Annotated in this window: 13 protein-coding genes; 8 read left to right on the top strand and 5 right to left on the bottom strand. The window is 62.2% G+C overall.

Annotation, left to right across the window (positions count from 1 at the left end):
• Positions 1-3 precede the first annotated feature (3 nt).
• The 5 genes from ACM530_RS25490 to ACM530_RS25470 all read left to right on the top strand — a co-directional run bounded on the left by ACM530_RS25490 (position 4) and on the right by ACM530_RS25470 (position 5,416).
• A complete protein-coding gene (locus tag ACM530_RS25490; RefSeq protein WP_416363465.1) occupies positions 4-1,626 on the top strand; it encodes an ArnT family glycosyltransferase in 1,623 nt (540 codons plus the stop codon).
• A gap of 297 nt (positions 1,627-1,923) precedes the next feature.
• Entirely contained in the window at positions 1,924-2,133 is a 210-nt protein-coding gene (locus tag ACM530_RS25485) for a type VI secretion system contractile sheath small subunit (protein WP_145160803.1), read from the top strand.
• 182 nt (positions 2,134-2,315) lie between these two features.
• Entirely contained in the window at positions 2,316-3,026 is a 711-nt protein-coding gene (locus tag ACM530_RS25480; protein ID WP_416363464.1) for an HPP family protein, read from the top strand.
• A 131-nt stretch (positions 3,027-3,157) separates the two neighbouring features.
• Positions 3,158-4,261, top strand: coding sequence for an enoyl-CoA hydratase/isomerase family protein (locus ACM530_RS25475; protein WP_416363463.1), 1,104 nt, complete (start codon positions 3,158-3,160; stop codon positions 4,259-4,261).
• A 3-nt stretch (positions 4,262-4,264) separates the two neighbouring features.
• On the top strand, positions 4,265-5,416 hold the full coding sequence (locus tag ACM530_RS25470; RefSeq protein ID WP_416363462.1) for an acyl-CoA dehydrogenase family protein: 1,152 nt from the start codon (positions 4,265-4,267) through the stop codon (positions 5,414-5,416).
• A 258-nt stretch (positions 5,417-5,674) separates the two neighbouring features.
• Here the strand turns inward: ACM530_RS25470 and ACM530_RS25465 are convergent, their stop codons facing one another.
• The 5 genes from ACM530_RS25465 to ACM530_RS25445 are packed head-to-tail and all read right to left on the bottom strand — an operon-like array spanning position 5,675 to position 11,232.
• Positions 5,675-6,448 (bottom strand): enoyl-CoA hydratase, encoded by a 774-nt coding sequence (locus ACM530_RS25465; protein ID WP_145160811.1) that lies wholly within the window; start codon positions 6,446-6,448, stop codon positions 5,675-5,677.
• An 11-nt stretch (positions 6,449-6,459) separates the two neighbouring features.
• Positions 6,460-7,587, bottom strand: a complete 1,128-nt coding sequence (locus ACM530_RS25460) for an acyl-CoA dehydrogenase (protein WP_145160813.1) — start codon at positions 7,585-7,587, stop codon at positions 6,460-6,462.
• A gap of 9 nt (positions 7,588-7,596) precedes the next feature.
• Positions 7,597-8,781, bottom strand: coding sequence for an acetyl-CoA C-acyltransferase (locus ACM530_RS25455; RefSeq protein ID WP_416363461.1), 1,185 nt, complete (start codon positions 8,779-8,781; stop codon positions 7,597-7,599).
• A 12-nt stretch (positions 8,782-8,793) separates the two neighbouring features.
• On the bottom strand, positions 8,794-9,561 hold the full coding sequence (locus tag ACM530_RS25450) for an SDR family NAD(P)-dependent oxidoreductase (RefSeq protein WP_242196579.1): 768 nt from the start codon (positions 9,559-9,561) through the stop codon (positions 8,794-8,796).
• A gap of 21 nt (positions 9,562-9,582) precedes the next feature.
• A complete protein-coding gene (locus tag ACM530_RS25445; RefSeq protein ID WP_416363460.1) occupies positions 9,583-11,232 on the bottom strand; it encodes an AMP-binding protein in 1,650 nt (549 codons plus the stop codon).
• Between the two features lie 226 nt (positions 11,233-11,458).
• Here ACM530_RS25445 and ACM530_RS25440 point away from each other — a divergent pair, with 226 nt between their 5' ends.
• The 3 genes from ACM530_RS25440 (at position 11,459) to ACM530_RS25430 (ending at position 15,134) form a co-directional block, all read left to right on the top strand.
• Positions 11,459-12,352 (top strand): bestrophin family protein, encoded by an 894-nt coding sequence (locus tag ACM530_RS25440; protein ID WP_416363459.1) that lies wholly within the window; start codon positions 11,459-11,461, stop codon positions 12,350-12,352.
• A 77-nt stretch (positions 12,353-12,429) separates the two neighbouring features.
• Entirely contained in the window at positions 12,430-13,488 is a 1,059-nt protein-coding gene (locus ACM530_RS25435) for a tetratricopeptide repeat protein (protein WP_416363458.1), read from the top strand.
• A gap of 143 nt (positions 13,489-13,631) precedes the next feature.
• Complete coding sequence (locus tag ACM530_RS25430) at positions 13,632-15,134, top strand: ATPase domain-containing protein (RefSeq protein WP_145160825.1); 1,503 nt, start codon at positions 13,632-13,634, stop codon at positions 15,132-15,134.
• The last annotated feature ends 14 nt before the right edge of the window (positions 15,135-15,148 follow it).

The raw sequence follows: 15,148 nt of genomic DNA, 5'->3' as shown, positions 1-15,148 counted from the left end.
TACGTGAACAAAGCTTATCCGCCCCTGCTCACTGCAACGATCCGTCACCAGTCGCTGGGGCTTGGGCTCCTGGCGCTGGTGCTGTTTATTGCCGGCAACTGGCACCAGGCGATTATCGGGTTTGACTCGCGCTTCGTGGTGTTTGCCCAGGAAATGCTGCGTTATGGGCCGAGTTTTTTCCCCACGACCTACGGGCAGCCCTACGCCGATTACCTGGCCACCTCGACCGTATTGACGTGGCTGTTCTCGTTACCCCTGGGCCAGGTCACCAGCTTGACCGCCTGGTTGCCCACGGCCATCGCTTCGGCGCTGATCGTGGTGCTGGTGTATCGGCTGACGGCGCCCTACTCCGTGCGTTGGGGCCTGCTGAGTATTGCGATGTTGCTGCTCAGCAGCACGTTCATCAGTGAAACCCGGGCGGTGTCCCTCGACCAGATGCTCGCAGCGGTGGCCTTGGCGGTGTTTTACCTGGGTTATGCGCATGATCATTTCGCCAGCCCGAAACGCCTGCACTGGCTGTTCCTGTTGCTGATCATCGGCTTCGCCATCCGTGGGCCGATCGGCCTGGTGATTCCAACGGGCGTGCTGTGCAGCTATTACCTGCTCAACCGGCAGTGGCGCCAACTGTTCACCTTCGGCCTGATTGCCCTGGCGTTGCTGGCGGCCTGTGTTGGCCTGTTGCTGCTGCTGGCCAAGCTCAGCGGTGGCGAAGACTTCATGCAGGACGTGATCCGCATGCAGTTCCTGGGGCGCATGGATGGCACCGAAGGTTCCAGCGGCGCGCTGTATTACTTCACCAGCTCCCTGGGCAATTACGCCCTGGCCTATCCACTGGCACTGTTGGTGCTGGTGGCGGTGGCCGTCGGCGGGCGCCGCACGCCAGACCCGGCCTTGCAGCTGGTGTTGTATTGCGCAGCGGCCGGGTTGCTGGTGATGCTGGGCTTGTCGGTGCCTCAGGCAAAAAAGGCGCGCTACATCCTGCCGATGTTGCCGATGGCGGCGATCCTGGCGGCCTACCCGTTCCAGGTCACCCAGGGGCGGCTGTTTGCAGGGCTGCGCGCCTTGATGCTGGGCATCTGGACGCTGATGCCGGCACTGCTGGCCGTCGGGCTGGTGGTAGCGCGCCGACGTTACGCAGAGCAACTGGGCAGCCTGGGGGTGATCTTCGGCGTACTGGGCGTGCTTCAGGTAGTGGCGCTGCTGGCGGTCTTCAACGTGCGTTTACGCGCGACGGGGCCGGCCTTCGCTGCGGTGCTGGCGCTCTGGACGACTTACATCGTGGTGGTTGAACCCTTGGAGCGCGCGCTTTACGACACGCGCACCTTCACCCTTGCGGTCAAAGACCAGATCACGCAGCAGCCGGCGCCTGTGGTACTGCACGGGTTGGGCAAGGATGCGAAAGCCATCAAGTTCATGGTCAACTTCAACTGTGACAAGGTGCCGTTGTTTACCCATTCCTCAGCGGACCTGGCGCCGCTGCAAGGGCCTGCCTGGCTGGTGATGAGCGCGCAGGATTTCGAAAACCTGCAGGATCCGCGCTTGAAATCGGTTACGCCGACGCTCACCGGGGAGTTCGACAAAGACCCTTATGTGTTGCTGCATCTGGAGAAAGCCCCGGCGCCCTGATCGCAGTATTGGCCCCGTGTACAAGACGACGCCCACTTCAACAAGAGTGGGCGTTTTCGTTGCTGCAACCGAGAAAGCACCTACACAGCTATGCGTAATGGCTGGTGCACTTTGTCTTCCGGCGCCTGGAACCCAAATGTAGACTCGTTTGCCAGGTGCGGTAACCCATTACAGCCCCAACGTGTGGCTTATCTCGCCAGCTCGAGGCTGGCGCACCCTGGATAACAAGGACGCAGTAGGCTGCCCATACACACGGCAGCTTACGCATACGAGGGCAATGCCGTGGCGGAAGATCCGATGTCAATTCCCGTGCCGAAGCTGGATCGGTTGATGGCACTGCGCGACGCCCTGGTGGCGTTGAAGGGGCCGCTGGCCAGCGACCTGACACTGCGGGAAAACCTGCAAAAACAGCTGTTCAATGAAGAAATCGACAGGCGCGTACTGGGCCATATCAGCCCACCCTTTGCGCAGATGACGCGTCTGATTCCTTTCGGCGAAGTCATTTAAGCTCACGCAAAGCGATTTGAGTTCAATAAGCTTGCACTCAACCCTCATTAATATGCAGTGGAGCCCATCAGCAAAGGTCGGCACACTGTGCAGGTTCCTCCCCCAAACGTTGGAACTTTCAAGGGCTTTTCCGGGCAACCAGGCAAGCCTTTTTTTTCGCCCGCACTTTCAGGACCCTTTGAATGCTTACCCGTTGGTTACCTGCTGCAATCAATACCCGCCCTGCTGAATGGAGCCGAGCCGCGATCGGCATGGCCTTGGGCACGCTGTTCAGTGTCTGGCTGTGCGCCCAAGTGTTTGGCATGCAGGTCGCGCTGCACCTGCTCGGCCCGCTCGGTGCCTCGGCTGTGTTGCTGTTTGCGGTGTCTTCCGGTGCGCTGGCTCAACCCTGGTCGATCATCGGCAGCTATTTGTGCGCGGGCGTGATGGCACTGCTGGTCGCCCGCGTATTGGGGCGTACGCTGGGCAGCGCGTGCCTGGCGGCGGGCATGACCGTTATCCTGATTTGCTGGCTGCGTTGCCTGCACCCACCGGCCGGTGGCCTGGCGATGACGTTGGTACTGGCAGACCCGGCCTCCATGGCCCTTGGGTGGCAGGAACTGGCGCCGGTCATGCTCGGCGCGGGTACGCTGCTGACGTGTGCATTGGCGTATAACAACGCCACGCGCACGCGCTATCCCAGGGGTGCGGTCGAGTCGCCTGCGGCGGTCATTGGCAGTGCGGCGACCCCAACAGACCCGGCAATCACGGCGGTCGACTTGAAGCTGGCGCTGGCCGAGATGGAGCAGTTTTACGATGTGCAACCGAGCGAGCTCGAACAGTTGATCCATGCCGCAGAAGGCCACGCACGACGCCGCAGCATCGGCGAAGTACTGGCCCGTCGCGCCGCCTGAGCCTGCGTGCATAAATGCAAAAACGACCTGCATGATTCCGGGTTGTACTGGGCAAATTTGCACTGGTACGATCGCGAGAGGGTTCCTTCGCGAACATCTTGATAAAGAACAATAAAAGCAGGGAGTTACAGATGACTGCTCAGGTTTCATCCGAAGCAAGCCGCGCCGAAATTCTTCAGGACGAAGTGCTGGCCGACGTTCGCAACCACATTGGCCACCTTACCCTCAATCGCCCCGCTGGCTTGAATGCCATCACCCTGGACATGGTTCGCAGCCTGACGGCGCAGTTACAGGCCTGGGCGGATGACCCGCAGGTCTACGCCGTGGTGCTGCGCGGCGCTGGCGAAAAAGCCTTTTGCGCCGGTGGCGACATCCGTTCGCTGTACGACAGCTTCAAGAACGGCGACAGCCTGCACGCCGACTTTTTCGTCGAGGAGTACGCCCTCGACCTGGCCCTCCACCATTACCGCAAACCCGTCCTGGCGCTGATGGACGGGTTTGTGCTCGGCGGCGGCATGGGCCTGGTGCAAGGCGCTGATCTGCGCGTGGTCACCGAGCGCAGCCGCCTGGCGATGCCGGAAACGGCCATTGGATATTTTCCGGATGTGGGCGGCAGCTACTTCCTGCCGCGCATACCCGGCGAGGTGGGGATTTACCTGGGCGTCACCGGCGTACAGATCCGCGCGGCCGACGCGTTGTATTGCGGGTTGGCGGACTGGTATCTGGAGAGCACCCGGCTCACCGACCTGGACCAGAAACTCGACCGCCTGCAATGGCAGGACTCGCCGCTCAAGGACCTGCAAGGCGTGCTCGCCAAACTGGCCGTCCAGCAATTGCCCGACGCGCCGCTGGCAGCATTGCGCCCGGCTATCGACCATTTCTTCGCCCTGCCGGACGTGCCAAGCATCGTCGAGCAGTTGCAGCAAGTCACCGTCGCCGACTCCCATGAGTGGGCGCTGAACACCGTCGCCCTGATGCAGACCCGCTCACCGCTGGCGATGGCCGTTAGCCTGGAAATGCTGCGCCGTGGCCGCCGCCTACCGCTGGAGCAGTGCTTCGCGCTGGAATTGCACCTGGATCGCCAGTGGTTCGAGCGCGGCGACCTGATCGAAGGGGTGCGCGCGTTGATCATCGACAAGGACAAAACGCCGCGCTGGCGCCCAGCCACGATCCACGACCTGGACGCCACCCACGTGGAGAGCTTCTTCCACGACTTCAAGCAGTTTGGGAAATAAGCCATGCAAGATATTGAATACACTGAAGAACAAGTGATGATTCGCGACATGGCGCGCGACTTTGCCCGCGGTGAAATCGCGCCCCACGCCCAAGCGTGGGAGAAAGCCGGTTGGATCGATGATGCCCTGGTCGCCAAGATGGGCGAACTGGGCCTGCTGGGGATGGTGGTGCCCGAAGAATGGGGCGGCACCTATGTCGATTACGTCGCCTACGCCCTGGCGGTTGAAGAAATCTCGGCCGGCGACGGCGCCACCGGCGCCCTGATGAGTATCCATAATTCAGTCGGTTGCGGGCCAATCCTCAACTACGGCACACAAGCGCAGAAAGAAACCTGGCTGCCCGACCTTGCCAGTGGCCAGGCCATCGGCTGCTTTTGCCTGACCGAACCCCAGGCGGGTTCCGAAGCCCATAACCTGCGCACACGCGCCGAACTGCGCGATGGCCAGTGGGTGATCAATGGCGCCAAGCAGTTTGTCAGCAACGGCAAACGCGCCAAGCTGGCGATTGTGTTTGCGGTGACGGATCCGGACTTGGGCAAACGCGGCATTTCCGCGTTCCTGGTGCCCACCAGCACGCCAGGGTTTGTGGTTGACCGCACAGAACACAAGATGGGCATTCGCGCGTCGGATACCTGCGCCGTCACCCTCAACCAGTGCACGGTGCCCGAAGCCAATTTGCTCGGTGAGCGTGGCAAAGGCCTGGCCATTGCCCTGTCCAACCTGGAGGGCGGGCGCATCGGCATTGCCGCCCAGGCCCTGGGCATCGCCCGCGCGGCCTTTGAGGCGGCGCTGGCGTATGCGCGCGATCGCGTGCAGTTCAACCAGGCGATTATCGAGCACCAGAGTGTCGCCAACCTGCTGGCCGACATGCAAACCCGCCTGAATGCCGCACGGTTGCTGATCCTGCACGCCGCGCGCCTGCGCAGTGCCGGCAAGCCGTGCCTGTCGGAGGCGTCCCAGGCCAAGCTGTTCGCCTCGGAAATGGCCGAAAAGGTCTGCTCCTCCGCGATGCAGATTCACGGTGGGTATGGGTATCTGGAGGATTATCCGGTGGAGCGTTACTACCGGGATGCGCGGATCACGCAGATTTACGAGGGCACCAGCGAGATTCAGCGGATGGTGATCGCGCGCGAGCTGAAAAACTACCAGCTCTAAGCCAATACCGGCTGTGTAGGCGCTGGCTTGCCGGCGATGCACGCACCTCGGTTCACCTGCGGGACCGAGGTGAGGCTATCGCCGGCAAGCCAGCTCCCACATCAAGCGCTCCCCACGCTAATCAACACGCCGCAAAACCAAAGTGGGAGCGGGCTTGCCCGCGAATACGGCGTATCAGTCAGCGAATGTATCGACTGATCCAGCGCATTCGCGAGCAAGCCCGCTCCCACAAGTTGCGTTCCAGCGTCCTGAAGCCGGTTACTTATCTTTGAACTCCGGCGCGCGCTTGGCCACAAACGCGGCCATCCCTTCCTTCTGATCCTGCGTTGCAAACGCCGCATGGAACACCCGGCGCTCAAAGCGCACGCCTTCGGAAAGGCTTACTTCAAACGCGCGGTTCACGCTTTCCTTGACCATCATACTGATCGGCACGGATTTGCCGGCGATCAGCGTCGCCACCTTCAGCGCCTCTTCGAGCAGCTCATCCGCCGGCACGATACGCGCCACGATCCCGCAACGCTCGGCTTCCACCGCATCGATAAAGCGCCCGGTCAGGCACATTTCCATGGCCTTGGCCTTGCCCACCGCGCGGGTCAGGCGCTGGGTGCCGCCCATGCCCGGCAGCACGCCGAGGTTGATTTCCGGCTGGCCGAACTTGGCGCCGTCGCCCGCGAGGATGAAGTCGCACATCAACGCCAGTTCACAGCCGCCGCCCAAGGCAAAGCCGTTGACGGCGGCAATGATCGGCTTGCGGCGGTTGGCCACGCGGTCGCTGTCGCTGAACAGGTCGTCCAGGTAAATCTGAGGGTAGGTCAGCTCGGCCATTTCCTTGATGTCGGCCCCGGCGGCGAAGGCTTTTTTCGAGCCGGTCAGCACGATACAGCCGATTTGCGGGTTGGCTTCCAGGCTGTCCAGCGCCTGGTTCAACTCGCTGACCAGTTGCGCATTCAAGGCGTTCAGGGCTTGCGGGCGATTAAGGGTAATCAGCCCGACGCGGTCCTGGACCTCGAGCAAAATGGTTTCGTAACTCATGTAATGGCTCCTTAAAGATTGCGTGAGATGACCATGCGCTGGATATCGCTGGTGCCTTCGTAAATCTGGCAGACCCGCACATCGCGGTAGATCCGCTCCAAGGGAAAGTCGCTCAGGTAACCGTAACCGCCCAAGGTTTGCAAGGCGGCCGAGCAGACTTTTTCGGCCATTTCCGAGGCGAACAACTTGGCCATCGAGGCCTCGACCAAGGCTGGCTTGCCGCTGTCACGCAGGGCGGCGGCGTAATGCACCATCTGCCGGGCGACGGCAATTTGCGTGGCCATGTCCGCCAGGCGAAACGCCACGGCCTGGTGTTCGATCAAGGTTTTGCCGAAGCTTTCGCGCTCGCGTGCATAGTCACGCGCGGCTTCAAATGCCGCGCGCGCCATGCCCACCGATTGCGAAGCGATGCCGACGCGGCCGCCTTCAAGGTTGGCCAGGGCGATCTTGTAGCCTTCGCCCTCCTCGCCCAATCGGTTGGCAACCGGCACCTTCACGTCTTCAAACAGAATCTGGCAGGTGTCGGACGCATGCTGGCCGAGTTTGTCTTCGACCCGCGCCACGGTGTAACCGGGGGAATCGGTGGGCACGATAAACGCGCTGATCCCGCGCTTGCCGGCGGCCGGGTCGGTGACCGCAAACACAATCACGATCCCGGCGTTCTGCCCGGAGGTGATGAACTGTTTGCAGCCATTGAGCACGTAGTGATCGCCGTCCAGGCGCGCGCGGGTTTTCAGGCTGCTGGCATCGGAACCGGCCTGCGGTTCGGTCAGCGCAAAGGCGCCGAGCATGGCACCGCTGGCCAGCGGCTTGAGGAACTGTTCTTTCTGCTGATCGTTGCCGAATTTCAGAATCGGCACGCAGCCCACCGAGTTGTGCACGCTCATGATGGTCGAGCAGGCGCCGTCACCGGCGGCGATTTCTTCCAGCGCCATCGCATAGGCCAGGTAGCCGGTGTCGCAACCGCCCCACTGTTCCGGCACCAGCATGCCGAAAAAGCCCAGCTCGGCCATTTCGCCGATGGCTTGCTTGGGAAAGCGGTGCTCGCGGTCCCACTCGGCAGCGAAAGGTTTCAAGCGCTCCTGGGCAAATTGCCGGGCCGCGTCGCTGATTTGCAGTTGTTCGTCATTGGGCAGCATAAAAAGTCCTTAATACACGCATTCGACGGCCATGGCCGTGGCTTCACCGCCGCCGATACAAATGGCCGCAACGCCGCGCTTGAGGCCTTTCTGGCGCAGCGCCGAGAGCAAGGTCACCAGGATGCGCGCGCCCGAAGCGCCGATCGGATGCCCCAGCGCGCAGGCGCCGCCGTGGATGTTGACCTTGCTGTGGGGGATTTCCAGCTTGCTCATGGTCACCAGGCTGACCACCGCAAAGGCTTCGTTGATCTCGAACAAATCCACGTCGCCAAGGTGCCAGCCGGTCTTGCTCATCAGCTTGCGAATCGCCCCCACCGGCGCCACCGGGAACAGTCCCGGCTCGTCGGCGAACGCCGCGTGCCCATGGATGATTGCCAGCGGCTTGAGCCCACGCTTTTGCGCTTCAGACTGACGCATCAGCAGCAGCGCCGCCGCGCCGTCGGAGATCGAACTGGAGTTGGCCGCCGTCACCGTACCGCCTTCGCGGAAAGCCGGTTTCAGACTGGAGATCTTGTCCAGCTTGGCTTTGGGGGGCTGTTCGTCATGCAGGATGGTTTTTTGCTCTTTACCGACGGTGACCTGCACCGGGACGATTTCGGCGGCGAAGCTGCCGTGGGTGATTGCCTCTTGGGCACGGGTCAGCGAGGCGATGGCGAAGGCGTCCTGGGCTTCACGGGTAAAGCCGTTGTGCTCGGCACAGTCTTCGGCAAAGGTGCCCATCAGGCGGCCCTTGTCGTAGGCGTCTTCGAGGCCGTCGAGGAACATGTGGTCGAGCACCTTGCCGTGGCCCATGCGGTAGCCGCTGCGCGCGCGGTCCAGCAGGTACGGCGCGTTGGACATGCTTTCCATGCCACCGGCCACCACCACCTCGACACTGCCGGCCAGCAGTGAGTCGTGGGCGAGAATGGTCGCCTCCATGCCCGAACCACACATTTTGTTCAGCGTGGTGCAGCGCGTGGCCTTGTCCAGCCCGGCGCCCAGCGCCGCCTGACGCGCAGGCGCCTGGCCGAGGCCTGCGGGCAATACACAGCCAAACAGCACTTCATCCACCGCGTCCGGGACGATGCCGGCGCGTTCGACGGCGGCGCGAATCGCGGCGGCCCCCAATTGCGGCGCAGTCAGGCCCTTGAGGTCGCCCTGGAAACCGCCCATGGGCGTGCGGACGGCGCTGACGATAACAATCGGATCGTGCATGAAAAATTCTCCTTACTTGGCGGCCATGCGCAAGGCGCCGTCGAGACGGATGACCTCGCCATTGAGCATGCTGTTTTCAATGATGTGTCGCACCAGCGCGGCGTACTCGGCCGGTTTGCCCAGGCGCGGCGGGAATGGCACGCCGGCGGCCAGGGAATCGCGCACCTCTGGGGTCATGCCGGCCATCATCGGCGTTTCGAAAATGCCCGGGGCGATGGTCATGACCCGGATGCCGAAGCGCGCCAGTTCGCGAGCAGCAGGCAGCGTCAGGCTGGCGATGGCGCCTTTGGACGCGGCATACGCCGCCTGGCCGATCTGCCCGTCAAAGGCGGCCACCGACGCGGTATTGATGATCACGCCGCGCTCGCCGTCGGCATTCGCCTCGGTTTCAGCGATGGCGGCGGCGGCCAGGCGCAGCAGGTTGAAGCTGCCGATCAGGTTGACGTTGATCACTTGGGCAAAGCTTGCCAGCGCGTGCGGGCCGTTCTTGCCGAGGATTTTTTCGCCACGCACCACACCGGCGCAGTTCACCAACCCATGCAAACCGCCGAACGCGGCGACGGCGGCTTGCACGGCCGCTTCGGCAGCGGCTTCCTGGCTGATATCCGCCACCGCGCTGCGGGCGTTATCGCCCAACTGCCGGGCCTTGGCCGCGACGGCTTCGGCGTTGAGGTCCACCAGCATCACCTTGGCGCCGGCGGCTACCAGCATGTCAGCGGTGGCCGCGCCGAGGCCCGAAGCGCCGCCGCTGACCAGGAATACCTTGTTTTCAATCTGCATCTTTATTTCCTTTGAAAGGGATCACGCCAAGGCTGCTTGAGCCTTGGCGATTTCCTGATTACGCAAAATAAAACGTTGCAGCTTGCCGCTCGGGGTTTTCGGCAAGTCGCTGACAAATTCGATTTCTCGCGGGTAGGCATGCGCGGCGAGGCGCTTGCGCACGTGCAGGCGCAGCTCTTCGGCCAGCTCAGGCGTGGCGCGGTATTGCTCGTTGATCACCACAAAGGCTTTCACCAGCTCGGTGCGTTCCGGGCACGGCTTGCCGACCACCGCGGCTTCGACCACGGCCGGGTGCTCGACCAAGGCGCTTTCCACGTCGAAGGGCCCGACGCGGTAGCCAGAGGTGGTGATCACGTCATCACTGCGCCCGACAAAACTGATGCTGCCGTCCGGGTTCAGCTCCACGGTGTCGCCGCTGAGGTAGTACTTGCCGACAAAGGCCTTGGTCTTCACGCCGTCGTAACCGGCGAACCAGCACATCGGCGACTGTTCGCGGTCAATGGCGAGAATGCCCGGCTGGCCGGCGGGCAGTTCCTGATGGTTGTCATCGAGCACCACGATGCGGTGCCCCGGCGAGGCAAACCCGGCTGAGCCGACATGCACCGGATGCGCCAGGCCGTGGTGGTTGCACAGCACCATGCCCAGTTCGGTCTGGCCATAGTGGTCGTGAATGGTCACGCCCAGGTTATCGGCGAACCAGCGGATCACTTCCGGGTTCAGGGGTTCGCCGGCGCTGCTGACAATGCGCAGCTTGCCTTTGATCGCGCGGGCGAACTGCTCACCGCCGGCAATCAGCAGGCGGTACGCGGTCGGCGAGCCCGTCAGGTTGGTGATGCCGTACTTGTTGATCACCCGGCAGGTGCTCTCCAGGGTGAACGGCCCATCGTAAAAGGTGATCGGGTGGCCCATGGACAACGGCCCGGTCACGCCAAAATAGATGCCGTAAGCCCAACCCGGGTCGGCAACGTTCCAGAACGCGTCTTCGGGGCGAAGGTCTACTGCGTCGCGGGTGTAGCGCTGAAAGGCAACGATGGCCTTGAGTGGCACCGACAGGGCTTTCGACGGGCCGGTGGTGCCCGAGGTGAACATCAGCAGAAACGGCGCGTCACCGTCCAGCATCACCGGCTCGCAGGCGTTGGAGTAATTCGGCAATTCAGCCCAGAAGCTGTAGTCGCCGCGCACGATGCCTTCGCCTTTGGGCCCGGCGACGGTGACGATGGTCGGGCAAACTTCCACGTCCACAAGCTTGGGCCGATTCACCGCGTCGGTGACCACCAGCGCGGCGCCGGAGCTGCTCAAGCGATGCTCGATGGCCTTGGGCCCGAAGGCGGTAAACAGCGGCTGATAAACCGCGCCGATACGCCAGGTGGCGAACACCACCACCAGCAATTCTGCGGTGCGCGGCAGCAGGCCGGCCACCTTGTCGCCGCGTTTGACGCCCTGGGCCAGGAGGAAATTGGCGAAGCGGGCGGCCTGGTCCTGCAAGTCGGTGAAGGTGGACGTGGCGCTGCGCCCGTCCTTGCCTTCCCAGAACAGCGCGATGCGGCCCGGCAGTGCGTGCCGGTCGCAGCATTCCACGCAGGCATTGAGCGCCTGCAGGTTGCCGGCCAGTGCGGCGTCGACGGTGTGCTGGTAATCAAACTCGGTAGTGGCAGCCAAATACTCACGCATCGCTTCAAATCCTTGTGGTTTTTATTTTCAGGACGTTTTTGAGCACGTAAACCGTGGAAATAGTCGCTCTGCAGCGTTACAGCAGCAATGGTCAAAGCCTTCAACTTGGCTGACTGGTTTGGCCAATCATTGATCGCGCTGATCAGCCGGTCAGTTCAAGTGATTGGACGCTCGCCGGGGTTGCTTCTAACCTTGGGGCCTGCGCCACCGAAGAAGCTTGCCTGCAATGATCGTTCGTCCCAAACCCAACCTCCTGGGTATTCTGTTTTCCCTCAAGGGCTCGATTGCCAAGCGCATCGCGCTGCGCAGCCTGCTGGTGACCTTGCTGGCCTCGGTGATCGTGCTGGTTGAAACCCTGCACCCGGCGTACTTTTCCAAGGTCAACGCCACGCCGTTCACCTTGCTGGGCTTGTCGTTGTCGATCTTCATGAGCTTTCGCAACAACGCCTGCTATGACCGCTGGTGGGAAGGCCGCAAGCAGCTGGGGCAAATGATCATCGATGTGCGCTCGCTGATCCGCGAAACCCAGGTGCTGACTGACCCGGTTGAGCGCAGTGGGTTACTGCGGGGTTTGTGCGGTTTTGCCCATGGCCTGATTGCCCGCCTTCGCCATGAAGACGAAGCCGGCGCCATCACGCCGTGGATCGGCGTTGATCGCGCGCACCCGAACCTCCCTGACGCTGTGCTGCAACAACTGGGCGCGCGCTTTTGCGGGCTGGCCGAGCAAGGCGTCATCAGCGAATGGCGCTACACCCAGCTGGAAACCCGACTGGTCAGCCTCAGCCAGGTGCAGGCTTCGTGCGAGCGGATCAAGCACACGCCGCTGCCCTTCCCTTACACGCTGCTGCTGCACCGCACCATCTACCTGTTCTGCATTCTGTTGCCGTTTGCCATGGCCGAGCCGTTGGGCTGGCTGACGCCGGTGTTCACCGCCATCGTCAGCTACACCTTCTTTGGCCTGGACGAAATTGGCGACGACCTGGAAGACCCGTTCGGCTTTGATGAAAACGACCTGCCGTGCAATGCCATCGTGCGCACATTGGAGCGCGAGATCCTTGCCGCTCTGGGCGAAAGCGACTTGCCGCCGGCCCTGGAACCCGTTGATTACGTGCTGAGCTGATGCGGGTTTGACACTCGCCGTGGTCTGACCGAAGCTGATGGCTTTGCACTAGCTGCCACCAGCTTTTGGACGCCTGCATGTCAAAGTCACGCCGTTACTCCATCATCGGCCTGTGCGCCCTGTTGTTGATTGTGTTGCTCACCTGGTTTTTCTCCCGCTCAACCCCGGTGGCCGTGCCGCCGGCGATTGCCCATGGTTACGCCAAAGCCTTGAAGCAGGCGCATAACGGCGAACCCGGCGCCGCGCGCGTGCTGTATCAACAGCTCGGCCGGCCGGACCTGTCGCCTGAACGCCGCGCGGCCTTGCACGCCGAATTGCCCAACTACCCAAGCCCGCAGGCGCTGAAGCTCGCCGACAAAGACCTGGCCAATGATTCGCCAGTGGTGCGCGAGGCGGCGATCCACAGCATTGTCGGCCTGGTGCCCAGCGGCCAACGCGTCTTGTTGCTGGGGCCGGTGCTCGACGATCCCGAACAGGCGGTGCGCTTTGCCGCCGCCAATGCCTTGCTCGGTCTGTCGCCGGACACCCTGGGGCTGTACTTCGGGCCGTTGCAGCAAGTGCTCGATGAGTTTGTGAAAACCCTCAAGGGTCAGCCGGAAACGGCCGAAGGCTGGATTCAACTGGCGCGCCTCTATATACACAGTGCGCTGCTGCCGGACGCACAAAATGCCCTCGAACAGGCCATGCGCTTGCAACCGGACAACCTGCAGGCAGTGGTCGCGCAAATCGAACTGCTGGACAAACAAGGCAAGACCGATGAATCGCGGCAATTGCTGGCACGTCAGTTGGCGGCCCATCCCTACTCGGCTTACCTGCAGCATGCGCTGGGCATGTGGCTGTTGCACCATGGCGAGCGCCCGTATGCCCTGCTCGGCCTGTCCAAAGCGGTAGAGCTTGAACCGGACAATCAGGATTACCGTTACGACCTCGCCACGACCCTGCACGCCCAGGAAGAGTTGGAAGCCGCCCAGCGTCAGCTCGAAGACATCATTCAGCGCCACCCGGCCAACCGCAAGGCGCGGGTGCTGCTGGTCAATTACTGGAAAGAAAGCGGCCAGTTGCAAAACGTGCAGGTATTGCTTGCGCAACTTGAGCAACAGAACCCGGATGACCCGGCGTTGCAGCAAGGCCTGTAGGACGTTGCAAAAAGTTGTAATCGATACTGGGGCTTGTACAATTTTCGCGAAACGTTGAACCGCTACGGGCCTCCACGGTCAAGTGAATATGGCGCGTCCGAGGCGGCGCGTTCCTCTATTTGTACGTGACCTGAGGGCACTTCTTGTCTACATCCAACGAGCTGTTCAGTGAAAAGGCGGCCACCGGCATTGAAGGTCTTGATGACATTCTTTCCGGGGGGTTATCGCGCAGCCACCTGTTCCTGCTGGAAGGCGAACCCGGCACGGGCAAAACCACCGTTGCGCTGCATTTTCTGCAGGCCGGCGCGAAAAACGGTGAGCGATCCCTGTACATCACCCTCTCCGAAACCGAGCGCGAATTGCGCCAGGGTGCCAAGTCCCATGGCTGGGACCTGGATGACAATATCCACATCTTTGAGCTGACCCCGCCAGAGAGCCTGCTCGACGCCAATCATCAACAAAGCCTGCTGTACTCCTCCGACCTGGAGCTGGGCGAAGCCACACGGCAGATTTTTGAAGTGGTGGAGCGGGTCAAGCCGACCCGCGTAGTCATCGACAGCCTTTCGGAGATCCGTCTGCTCGCGCAAAGCTCACTGCGTTATCGTCGGCAGATCCTGGCAATCAAGCATTACTTCGTGCGCTACGACGCCACCGTGCTGCTGCTGGATGACCTGACCACCGAATCCCTGGATAAAACCGTACACAGCGTGGCGCACGGCGTGATCCGCCTGGAAGAACTGACCCCCAACTACGGCGCCGAACGCCGCCGCGTGCGGGTGGTGAAATACCGTGGCCAAAAATACCGCGGCGGCTTTCACGACTTCACCATCATGGGCGACGGCGTGCATGTATTCCCGCGCTTGGTCGCGGCCGAGCATCGCGGCGGGTATGTCCGCCAGACCCTGAGCAGCGGCATTGTCGAACTGGACAGGCTGATGGGCGGCGGCGTCGAAACCGGCTCCAGCAGCTTGATTCTTGGCCCTGCGGGCACCGGTAAATCCCTGATTTCCATGATCTTTGCCGCAGCGGCTGTGGCCCGTGGCGAGAAAGCGGCGCTGTTTATCTTCGACGAAGAACTGGGGTTGTTGTTCGAGCGCATGAAAAACATGGGCATCGACCTCGCCGCCCTGCAGGACACCGGCAACCTGCTGATCGAGCAGGTGGACGCGGCCGAGTTGTCGCCCGGCGAGTTCTCGCACCGAGTGCGCCGTTGTGTTGACGAGCGCGGGATCAAAACCGTGGTCATCGACAGCATCAACGGCTACCAGGCCGCCATGCCGGAAGAAAACGCGCTGATCCTGCACATGCACGAACTGCTCCTGTACCTCAATCGCCGGGGTGCCGCCACGTTCATGACCGTCGCCCAGCATGGGTTGGTCGGTGACATGCAAGCGCCCGTCGACATTACCTATCTGGCCGATACCGTGATTTTGCTGCGTTACTTCGAAGCACTGGGCAAAGTGCGCCGGGCCATTTCGATCATCAAAAAACGCACCGGCACGCATGAGTCGACGATTCGCGAATACCGCATTGGCAGCCGTGGCATGACGGTGGGCGAGCCGCTCGACAACTTCCAGGGCGTGCTGCGCGGCATCCCGACATTCAACGGCAGCGGCTCACCTTTGCTCAAGGAAGAGGGATCGTGATCAGCGTTTCCTCT

This window comes from Pseudomonas sp. NFX183, assembly GCF_047943075.1.
Lineage (GTDB): Bacteria > Pseudomonadota > Gammaproteobacteria > Pseudomonadales > Pseudomonadaceae > Aquipseudomonas.
This window is presented reverse-complemented; position numbering and strand designations above follow the sequence as displayed.

What these genes read in the sequence shown, in the direction of transcription:
- ACM530_RS25485 (WP_145160803.1), top strand. Translation starts at nt 1,924, where the DNA reads ATGTCAATTCCCGTGCCGAAGCTGGATCGGTTGATGGCACTGCGCGAC.
- ACM530_RS25480 (WP_416363464.1), top strand. Translation starts at nt 2,316, where the DNA reads ATGCTTACCCGTTGGTTACCTGCTGCAATCAATACCCGCCCTGCTGAA.
- ACM530_RS25475 (WP_416363463.1), top strand. Translation starts at nt 3,158, where the DNA reads ATGACTGCTCAGGTTTCATCCGAAGCAAGCCGCGCCGAAATTCTTCAG.
- ACM530_RS25470 (WP_416363462.1), top strand. Translation starts at nt 4,265, where the DNA reads ATGCAAGATATTGAATACACTGAAGAACAAGTGATGATTCGCGACATG.
- ACM530_RS25465 (WP_145160811.1), bottom strand. Translation starts at nt 6,448, where the DNA reads ATGAGTTACGAAACCATTTTGCTCGAGGTCCAGGACCGCGTCGGGCTG.
- ACM530_RS25460 (WP_145160813.1), bottom strand. Translation starts at nt 7,587, where the DNA reads ATGCTGCCCAATGACGAACAACTGCAAATCAGCGACGCGGCCCGGCAA.
- ACM530_RS25455 (WP_416363461.1), bottom strand. Translation starts at nt 8,781, where the DNA reads ATGCACGATCCGATTGTTATCGTCAGCGCCGTCCGCACGCCCATGGGC.
- ACM530_RS25450 (WP_242196579.1), bottom strand. Translation starts at nt 9,561, where the DNA reads ATGCAGATTGAAAACAAGGTATTCCTGGTCAGCGGCGGCGCTTCGGGC.
- ACM530_RS25445 (WP_416363460.1), bottom strand. Translation starts at nt 11,232, where the DNA reads ATGCGTGAGTATTTGGCTGCCACTACCGAGTTTGATTACCAGCACACC.
- ACM530_RS25440 (WP_416363459.1), top strand. Translation starts at nt 11,459, where the DNA reads ATGATCGTTCGTCCCAAACCCAACCTCCTGGGTATTCTGTTTTCCCTC.
- ACM530_RS25435 (WP_416363458.1), top strand. Translation starts at nt 12,430, where the DNA reads ATGTCAAAGTCACGCCGTTACTCCATCATCGGCCTGTGCGCCCTGTTG.